Origin of the sequence: Allobaculum fili, from assembly GCF_020969955.1 — a bacterium.
GTDB classification, from domain to species: domain Bacteria; phylum Bacillota_I; class Bacilli_A; order Erysipelotrichales; family Erysipelotrichaceae; genus Allobaculum; species Allobaculum fili.
Map to the genome: position 1 here is coordinate 1 of NZ_JAHDSX010000062.1, position 9747 is coordinate 9747.

8 protein-coding genes and 1 other annotated feature are annotated in these 9747 nt (G+C 50.7%); of the genes, 6 read left to right on the plus strand and 2 right to left on the minus strand.

All coding sequences use genetic code 11. The annotated features are described in order from the left end of the window. Positions 1 to 258: 258 nt before the first annotated feature. Positions 259 to 1221, minus strand: a complete 963-nt coding sequence (mnmL, locus tag Afil_RS09905; RefSeq protein WP_230268399.1) for a tRNA modification radical SAM protein MnmL/YtqA — start codon at positions 1219 to 1221, stop codon at positions 259 to 261. Further along, positions 1221 to 2234 (minus strand): 3-deoxy-7-phosphoheptulonate synthase, encoded by a 1014-nt coding sequence (aroF, locus tag Afil_RS09910; protein ID WP_230268400.1) that lies wholly within the window; start codon positions 2232 to 2234, stop codon positions 1221 to 1223. The genes mnmL and aroF overlap by 1 nt, the downstream gene beginning before the upstream one ends. A gap of 493 nt (positions 2235 to 2727) precedes the next feature. Here aroF and hpf point away from each other — a divergent pair, with 493 nt between their 5' ends. The 6 genes from hpf (at position 2728) to Afil_RS09940 (ending at position 9638) form a co-directional block, all read left to right on the plus strand. Beyond that, the gene (gene hpf / locus Afil_RS09915) at positions 2728 to 3264 is read left to right on the plus strand and encodes a ribosome hibernation-promoting factor, HPF/YfiA family (protein WP_230268401.1); all 537 of its coding nucleotides are present in this window, start codon (positions 2728 to 2730) and stop codon (positions 3262 to 3264) included. A gap of 326 nt (positions 3265 to 3590) precedes the next feature. Further along, positions 3591 to 4724 carry a BspA family leucine-rich repeat surface protein gene (locus tag Afil_RS09920; protein ID WP_230268402.1) on the plus strand — a complete coding sequence of 378 codons (1134 nt, stop codon included), beginning with the start codon at positions 3591 to 3593 and terminating at the stop codon, positions 4722 to 4724. 464 nt (positions 4725 to 5188) lie between these two features. Continuing rightward, a complete protein-coding gene (locus tag Afil_RS09925) occupies positions 5189 to 5632 on the plus strand; it encodes a cell division protein SepF (RefSeq protein WP_230268403.1) in 444 nt (147 codons plus the stop codon). A gap of 2 nt (positions 5633 to 5634) precedes the next feature. After that, entirely contained in the window at positions 5635 to 6405 is a 771-nt protein-coding gene (locus tag Afil_RS09930; protein ID WP_230268404.1) for a YlmH/Sll1252 family protein, read from the plus strand. A 15-nt stretch (positions 6406 to 6420) separates the two neighbouring features. After that, positions 6421 to 6633, plus strand: a binding site (T-box leader). A 42-nt stretch (positions 6634 to 6675) separates the two neighbouring features. Then, a complete protein-coding gene (ileS, locus tag Afil_RS09935; protein ID WP_230268405.1) occupies positions 6676 to 9417 on the plus strand; it encodes an isoleucine--tRNA ligase in 2742 nt (913 codons plus the stop codon). 38 nt (positions 9418 to 9455) lie between these two features. Next, positions 9456 to 9638, plus strand: coding sequence for a hypothetical protein (locus Afil_RS09940; RefSeq protein WP_230268406.1), 183 nt, complete (start codon positions 9456 to 9458; stop codon positions 9636 to 9638). The last annotated feature ends 109 nt before the right edge of the window (positions 9639 to 9747 follow it).

Here is a 9747-nt window from a genome sequence, read left to right on the forward strand (position 1 = left end):
ATATCTTCGAATTGGATACCGTGGACCGGATCCGAAGTATGAAGAAAACGATGAAGAATAAAAAATACGCCAAGCGGGATCTCGAAAGGGATCCCGTTTAGCGTATCTAATATTCAGTCTCGCGTATTCCCGTCGATTGTTTGACACTTACGATCTTCCCAGAGAAGGCCCGAGTTTTCGTTTTGGTAAATACTGAGGAATGAAACGCACAATAAAAGCAGAAAAATTCGTCACAGAGCCAGAGAGAAAAACTTCGGATCAGGAAACGGTCTTTTTTGCGCCCTGCCAGCTGTTTCGACGAAGGAGTTCCTTATCGATATCGTTGGCGGTCTGCGTCTTCTTTCGCGTCCATAGGGGAGCGAGCAGATCGCTGGCCAGACCGTCGCCGGTTACGCGTTCGATAATGATGTGTTCATCGATCACTTCCAGCTGATCGCAGACAATGGATACATATTCCTGCGCGCCAAGAAGAGAAAACGGTTTGTTCAGCCAGCTCTGGCCCAGACGGGAATTGTCCAGCAGATGAAGCATGTGAATTTTCAGCGCGCCGGGTTGAAGGGAACTGGCAAAGCGGGCGGTTTTGAGCATCATCTCTCGGGTTTCGCCCGGCAGTCCATTAATCAGATGCAGGACAGAACGCAGATGATGCCTTTGGCATAACGCGATCGCGTTTTTCGCATCTTCGGGCGTATGGCAGAAATTCATGGCCTTTGCGGTCTGAGGATGAATGCTCTGCAGGCCGAATTCGACCCAGACTTCCTTGTGATACTTCGCCTGCATTTCTTCCAGCCATGCAGCGGTCTCTTCACAAAAACAGTCGGTTCGCGTAGCGATGGAAATCGCGCAGACTTCATCCGAGGCAAAGAAGGGAATATAAATCTTTTTCAGCGTTTCAAGCGGGGCGTACGTATTGGAAAAGGACTGAAAGTAGGCGATGCCAAGACACTCGGGCCATTTTTTGCGGGCCCGTTTCAGATTTGCCTGGTACTGGGTCTGGAGCGACTGGCGGCTTTGCAGAATCGTATCGCCGCTTCCGGCAGATGAGCAGAAGGCGCAGCCGCCCACGCCTTTGGTTCCATCCCGGTTAGGACAGGAAAATCCCGCATTGAGCGGGATTTTGGCAATTTTTCGTCCATACTGTTTCTTCATCGCATAGGAGAAGGTGTGGTAGCGCTTGTTGGTATCGGAAAAGGGAAAGGGGTTGTCCAGAATCTGGTTCATTAGAGCGTGCGTCCAACCACTTTCGCAATCGCCCGCGCTTTAGTGACCAGTTCCGCATATTTATCCGGTTTCAGCGACTGCGCGCCATCGCTCCAGGCGTGCGCCGGATCGGGATGCACTTCAATGATCAGACCGTCTGCGCCAGCTGCAATCGCGCCTAACGCCTGCGCTTCGACAAGCTTCCAGTCGCCGGAGGCGTGGGACGGGTCGATGATAACCGGCAGATGAGTCCGTTCTTTCAAAATCGGAATGACTGCCAGATCGAGGGTATTGCGGGTGTATTTCTCAAACGTGCGGATGCCGCGTTCGCAGAAAATTACGTTTGGATTGCCTTCGGACATAATGTATTCCGCGGCCATGATCCACTCTTCAATCGTATTGGCCAGACCTCTCTTGAGCAGCACCGGCTTTTTCGTGCGGCCGACGGCTTTCAGAAGATCAAAGTTTTGCATGTTGCGTGCACCAATCTGAATGACGTCCACGTTTTCAACAAATTCATCGAGCTTGTCGATGCTCATCAGTTCGGTTACGATCGGCAGTCCGGTAAGTTCTCTGGCATGAACGAGATCCTGAATGCCTTCCGAGCCGAGACCCTGGAAGGAATAGGGAGACGTTCTGGGCTTGTAGGCGCCTCCGCGCAGCATATCCGCTCCGGCTTCCAGCACTTTGCCGGCAGCCTCGCAAATGGCACCGTCGCCTTCAACCGCGCACGGGCCGGCGATCATGACGATTTTCTGTCCGCCGATTTTGATGCCGCTGACATCGATGACGGTATCTTCCGGATGGAACATGCGGTTGGCCAGCTTGTACGGCTGGGCAACGCGCTGCACGTTAAAGACGATGGGATTGGCCAGCAGGGACCGCTCATCAATGGACGCGGTATCGCCGACCAGGCCGAAGACGTCGTAGTTTTCACCGACAATTTTGGTGATGGAAAGATTGCGGCTTTCCAGATCCGCAATCAGCTCATTGACAGCCTGTTCCGGGGCCGTCTTTTTTAAAGTAATAATCATAGTGAATACAGCTCCTTTAAACTCTCGACAGATCAGAAGATCTCTGACTTACGCAAAAGAGTATCCGCTCTTTTACCGGTTTTGTCCGGGAGAGCATCGCAATTGGAAGCGATACAGGACGAAAAGCAGGAAAACGGGAAGGAAAGCGGGTGCCCGATTTTTCGAAAACGGATCGATCGGGTAAGTCTGCACTATCATACCGCCTTGAAAACTCGTTCAAAAAATTCGAGCGGAAAATTTTCATAACTCGAAAGAAAACAGGAGGTTTTGCCGCCATAAACCGCCTGCGTATTCGAGATTCTCGATATTCATTGTTATGAAACTTAAAACCACAAAAAGGAAAACCGATCGATTTTCTGGGAAGGAAAATACAGGAAATCGTCCTGACAAGGCCGTAAAATGTCCACTTTGGTCATAGCTTTGACGACAAAACGATTTATGCCTATCATGAAATCAAGGATCAGCCCCGATCCATCTGACAAGGAGTGAGTTTATGAAAATCAACATTGTTGGAAAGAATATTTCCATTACCCAGGCACTCGAAGACCGCATCACCAAGAAACTGAAAGGTCTCGAGAAGTACTTCCTGATCGGGGAAGACGACACCGCAAAAGTTCTGCTGACCTCCCATCCGAACCACAATAAAATCGAGGTCACCATCCCGACGAAGGCAGCGATCCTGCGTGCCGAAACCGTCGATGTCGATATGTACAATGCGATCGACAAAGTCGTAGACAAACTGAAAGACCAGATTCGCCGTCAGAAAACGCGTCTCGAAAGCCGCAAGGACAAGGCATCGCCGCTCTACGAAGCCTTCCTCGACTTCGATATTCTAGGTGAAGAAGATCCGGAAGACATCGTCGTCAAGACCAAATCCATCGAACTCGAGCAGCTCTCGCTCGATGAAGCGATCACCCGCATGGATCTGCTCGATCACACTTTCTTCATCTATCTCGATGATGAAACCGGCAAACCCGCTGTAGTCTACTGCCGCAAAGACGGCGGCTACGGTCTGATCGAAACCGAATAAGTCCAGAACGGGACGCATTCGCTAAAGCCTCAGGCCAGAACGAATGCCGCCTGCCCGCCGTAAGAGAACCGGGAAAATCCAGTAAATCAGGCAGAGCAGGGATCGCCCGATTCTACAGGATCTGAAAAATACAGAAGGGAAGCTGAAAAGCTTCCTTTTTCTGTATAAAGGCTGCATAGAACAATTGATAATTCTCAACACAGGACTATAAAGCATCTTTTTATGGCACAATTTAGGAAAGCGTTTTCAACCCGCTGAAAACAAACAGAGGATCCAATCGAAAGAAGCGGTTTTCTCTGGATAGGATCCTGGAAAGGAGATTGTATATGCCTGTTTCTTTTCGCAAATCGGATTTAGAAAACACAGAACCCCGAATCTGTCATTCGGGAAAACTCGGCAGCGCCGAGTGGACAATTGATGAAGACGGCCTTCTCGTCATTGGCGAAGGTACGGTGAACACCGACGAGCTTCCGCCTTCCAGACATGAGGACGAAGATACGTCCGATCGCTGGCCATGGTATCCCTGGCGCAAGGAAATCGACCGGGTAGACGGCAGCGCGCCTCTCAAGGTAATCGGTGATCTGAGCTATGCATTTGGCGGTGCCGAACGCGCCACCGTCAGCAAGCGCGGCATTTACACTTCAATTGAATCGATCGATCTCTCCGGCTGGGACACGAGCGAAGTCACCAGCATGCGTTCGCTCTTCTTTGACTGCAGCGGCATGACCGAACTGAACATCGACGGCTTTCAGACCGGAAACGTGCGGGATATGGCCAACATGTTCAACGGATGTTACAGCCTGCATGAACTGAACGTACAAAGCTTCGATACGCGAAGTGTCGAAGACATGTCCGGCATGTTTACCAGCTGCTACCTGCTCGAAAGCCTCGACGTTTCCGGTTTCGATACGTCCAATGTTCGAAACATGGAAAGCATGTTCGCGTTCTGCCACCGGCTGGGCGGTCTGGATGTATCTCACTTTGACACGTCGAAATGCGAGGACATGGGATTTATGTTCTCGGGCGACCGCGCCCTGCAAAGTCTGGATCTCTCCGGCTTCGATACCCGGCATGTGACGAATATGGACTTCATGTTTTCCGAGTGCAGCTCAATTCAGTCGCTCAATCTGGAAAGCTTTGATACCGCCAATGCCCTGAGCCTTTTCAAGATGTTCAACGATGCCTATCAGCTGCAGCGCCTGAACATCACGCATTTCCAGACACAGAACGCCCGTTTCATTCAGAAGATGTTTGACGGCTGCAAGGCGCTTTCTGTTGTCGGATTCGGCTCTGGGGTGCAGAACACGCTGAAGGCGTTTCGATCCCGCTTCCCGAAAGGCGAGTGGTATCTCAATAACGAAGGCCCGTTTGCCCTTCTCAAGCTGCCCGCTTTAGAGGAAGGCCAGACTGGCTGGCTGACACGCACAAAGCAGATGAGCGACGCCTTCAAGGACTTCTAGAGCGGCAGCTCCACGCACCTCTTTGAATCGTTCAAACCCGATTGCATTAGAGCGCATGAGCATGAAATTTCATGCGCTCTGACCTGAAAAGCGACGCAAACCATTGCGCATAATCCCTGCTTCAGAATATGGAAAGCGCTTGCGAATTGCTCATAGGTAAAGTTCGATTGGAGATTGCGTGCGGATCTTTTGAGGACGCCGGAAAAGCCGCCATAAATTTTGCAGAATTCTATCGCCGCACTTGTATTCACGCCGTCTGGTCAGTAAAATACCACAAGCGGCAAAAATCGCCCTGTACCCATTCGATAGACAAACCCCGATCGATTTCCTGGCCTGACTTTCAAAAAAATCGGCTTTCTTACACGCAGATTCCATTGCGGAAAGGACAGGCGGCCACGGGTTTTCCTGGTTTCTGACCTTTCTGTCGTATGGTAAGATAAAAATTGTTTGGAGGAGGTTTATTTATGGGACTGATGGATCGTTTTAAATCATTCGTTGAACCTGGTGACGACGAAGAATACGTAGAAGAAGATGAAGTCGTAGAAACAGCAGAACAGTCTGCACCTACAGCTCGTCCTGCTGGCAACGCGTACGAAGTGAAGAAAGACAACGGCGCACCGCATCTGGATGCCAACACAAAAATGGTTCTTTTTGAGCCGAGAAGCCTGAACGAATCGGAACTGGCTGGCAACCGCATGAAAGAAGGCCGCGCAGTTGTAGTGAACCTGCACAAGCTGACTGATGAATATGCTCGCCGCATGGAAGACTTCCTGACTGGTGTAGCCTTTGCCCTTGGCGGAGAGCTCAAGCATATCGGACCGGATGTAATTCTCTGCTATCCGAAAGAAATCGGCGTAGCAGGCTCGATCAACCTGAACGACGAAGCTGAAGAAGAATCTGCTCAGTAATCATGGCGGAAAACACAAACGGTCATGAACAGTTTTTTCGATCGGTACAGAACGGCATCGACCGTTTTGAACGATTTGGAAAACCGTTCATGACCGGTTTTTTAACCCCTTTTGAAAAAATGCAGATCGGCCGAATCGCCGCGAAAGCCGGCGGGCGATTTGACGGCGGATATCCGGACGCCGTACGCTGCCGCTTTATTCTCGACGAGGCTTTTGACCGTCCCGATCCAGAAGAAGACGGACTGTATATTCCAACAGGGGAATGCTGCGTAATGAAGGCAAAACTGCCTGCCTCTTCTTCCAGAGTGCTGAAGCATTCCGATGTGCTCGGCGCCCTGATGCACTCCGGCTTAAAGCGGGAGTCCATCGGCGATATCGTCGCAAGCCCGGATGCGCTCTATCTGGTCTGCAAGAGCGATCTGGCTGAATTCATTCATCAGGAAATTCGTCTGATCGCAAGAACCCACGTCGAATTTGAAGAATGCGATCCGCTGGAAATGCCCAAACCGGTCTTTGAGCATCTCAAGATCAACACGGCAAGCATGCGCGCCGACTGCATTGTGGCAGCGCTTGCCCATTGCTCTAGAGCGGACGCAAAAAGCCTGATTGCACAGGGATTTGTAAAAGTCAATGATGCGATTCTTGAATCCGCGAAAGTGCTGTGCAATAATGACACCATCTCTGTACGCCGCCATGGAAAGTTCATGATAGGCGAACTCGACGGTGTCAGCAGAAAAGGCAGACTGATCGTAAATATTCTGAAATATCAATAAATGAATTTGTAAACAGAAAAAGCAATGACAAAGACGCGTCCTGCAGAATTTGGAAAGCAGAGAGCAGCCGGTTTGGTGAAAAGGCTGCATGAAAAATCTGCAGGGTATCACTTTGAAGCTGAAAAGGGGAATGGAGTACTCTTTTCCGGAAGCAGACCGTTATCTGCGAGTGCTTCAGGGAAAACGCCCTGAAGAAGTAAGGTGGTACCGCGCATTGTCGTCCTTAAACAAGGGCGGCTTTTTTTGTGTCTGCAGAAAGGACGTAAGAGAATGGAGAAAAAGAACGATTATAAATCGACCCTCCAGATGATGAAAACGACGTTCGAAATGAGAGGAAACCTCCCCAGGAAAGAACCGGTTTTTCAGAAACGCTGGCAGGATGAACATCTTTACGAAAAGATGCTCGCCAAACGCGAAGGCTGTGAGCCTTTTGTACTGCATGACGGTCCTCCGTATGCCAACGGGGACATCCATATCGGTCATGCGATGAATAAAGTCCTCAAGGATGTCATTAACAAATCGAAATTCATGCAGGGCTACCAGGTTCCTTACATCCCCGGATGGGATACGCACGGTCTCCCTATCGAAACCGCGGTAACCAAGCTTGGCTATGACCGCAAGAAAATCGGTATCCCGGAATTCCGCAAGATCTGCCGTGAATTTGCGCTCGAGCAGGTAGAACGTCAGAAAAAAGGTTTCCTGGCTTTAGGATCGATCGGCGATTACGATCATCCCTACATCACGCTGACTCCGGACTTTGAAGAAGAACAGATCCGTATTTTCGGAAAGATGGCGGTAGACGGTCTGATCTATCAGGGCCTCAAACCGGTTTACTGGTCTCCTTCGAGCGAAACCGCTCTCGCGGAAGCCGAAGTCGAATACAAGGATGTAACTTCGCCGACGATCTACGTGAAATTCCAGGTCAAGGACGGCAAGAGCATCCTCGATGAAAACGACTATTTCGTCATCTGGACGACCACCCCATGGACCATCCCGTCCAACCTCGGTATTTCCGTTCATCCCCGCTTTGAGTACGCCCGCGTCAAAACCGATCAGGGCAATCTGATCGTGCTTTCCACAATGGTGGAAGAACTGATGCAGCGTTTTGGCATTGAAAACTACGAAGTCCTCCAGATCATCCCTGGCAAGGATCTCGAATATATGACCGCAACTCATCCGCTTTATCCGGAAGTGGAATCTCTCGTTATGGTCGGCGAACACGTCACTGACGATTCCGGTACCGGTCTGGTTCATACCGCGCCTGGCTTTGGTATGGACGACTTCATGATCGGCCGCAAGTACGGTCTGCCTGTCTTCGTAAACGTTGACGCGCAGGGCCGCATGATGGATGTCTGCGGACCGCGTCTGGCCGGCAAAACCGTAGACGAAGCCAATCCGATCGTCATCGACTGGCTGACCGAAAAAGGTGCGCTGCTGAGCCGTGAAGATATCGTCCATTCCTATCCGCACGACTGGCGTACGAAAAAGCCGATCATCTTCCGTGCGACAACACAGTGGTTTGCTTCCATCGATAAAATCCGTGATCAGCTCCTCGATCAGATCCACTCCATTTCCTGGGTACCGGCATGGGGCGAAGACCGCATGAACAACATGATCGCCGACCGTGCCGACTGGTGCATTTCGCGTCAGCGTGCCTGGGGCGTACCTATTCCAATTTTGTATGGCGAAGACGGCACCCCGCTGATGGATCCGGTTCTGTTTGATTATGCAGCAAAGCTGATCGGCGAATACGGATCCAACGTATGGTTCGAACGCGACGCCAAGGATCTCGTTCCGGAAGGCTATACGAACGAACATTCGCCAAACGGTCTCTTCACGAAGGAAACCGATACGATGGACGTATGGTTTGACTCCGGAAGCTCCCATACGGGCGCGATGAAAAAACGCGGCCTCGGCTATCCGGCAGACCTGTACTTTGAAGGGTCCGACCAGTATCGCGGCTGGTTCAACTCTTCTCTGATCATTGGAACCGCCGTATACGGACAGGCTCCGTACAAACAGGTTCTTTCCCACGGATTCATCATGGACGAACAGGGACGCAAAATGTCCAAATCCCTGTGGAACGCCATGGCTCCGGCGGAAATCACCAACAAGTTCGGTGCGGACGTGCTGCGTCTTTGGGCGTGCATGGTGGACTATCAGGCCGACTGCTCAGTAGGCGACAATATCCTCAAACAGGTATCCGATACGTACCGCAAAGTCCGCAACACCTTCCGCTTCCTCGTCGGCAACCTGGACAGCAATACGTTTGGCAAGGACGATCTGCTCGATGTTGAAACGCTTTCGCCGCAGAACAAGTTCATCCTCGCTCTGCTCGACGATACGGTTGATGAAGTCCGCAAGGCGTACAACGAATACCGTTTCTCAGATGCGGTCAACCTGATGGTGATCCTGATGACTAACGAGCTCTCGAGCTACTACCTCGACTACGCGAAAGATATCCTCTATTGCGATGCAGAAGATTCGAGAGACCGCCGCGAAATCCAGACCGTTCTGTATCTCACGGCTTCGATTCTGACTCGTCTTTGGGCTCCAATCCTGGCGCACACCGCCGAAGAGATCAACGACCTCATGAAGTTCGATGAAGAATCCATCCACCTTTCCGAGTTTGTTAAATCCGGTCTGATCGAAGACACCACAGAACTGAAAAAGAACATGGAAACCGCGCTTGCGCTGCGCAAGGACGTACTGAAGGCTCTTGAAGAAGCCAAGACCGACGGCGTTCTGAAAAAATCCAACGAAGCCGTTCTGCGCATCCATGCCAATGATGAACTGCGCAGTATCGTAGAGGAGTACATCTCCAATCCGGCTCAGTGGCTGATGGTCGAGTCCGCTGAGTTCACGGACGAATCGCTCAAGCCGTATTCGGTATGCGAGATCGAAGTGAAACATACGGACGGACATCTTTGCGAAAGATGCCGCAACTATACGCACAGCCATCATGAAGGCGGCGTATGCGACCGCTGCGCAGAAGTTCTCGGCGTAGAATAAACGAAAATTTCCGGTTTCTGTCCGGATCCGAAACGGTCATGGACAAATCCCTGCTTTCTAAAGAAAGATTTTTGAGACTGCCTCGTCAGCCGATTTTTCGGCCGATTGAAGCAGTCTCTTTTGTTTTCGCAGCACGAGGCAGAAATAATTTTGAAAAGCAGCTGGCCGTCCGCAAAGAATTTGAAACTGGAAAAATTCGAAAAAAATGTGAAAGTCTTTAGATGATTTAAGGCACGACGAAAAGCCCTCCTTGCGAAGGGAAATTTTTCTTAGCCGTCATCATTTGTATTTTGCGTTATACCAACAATGACTTGGTTGTTTTTTCTGCCA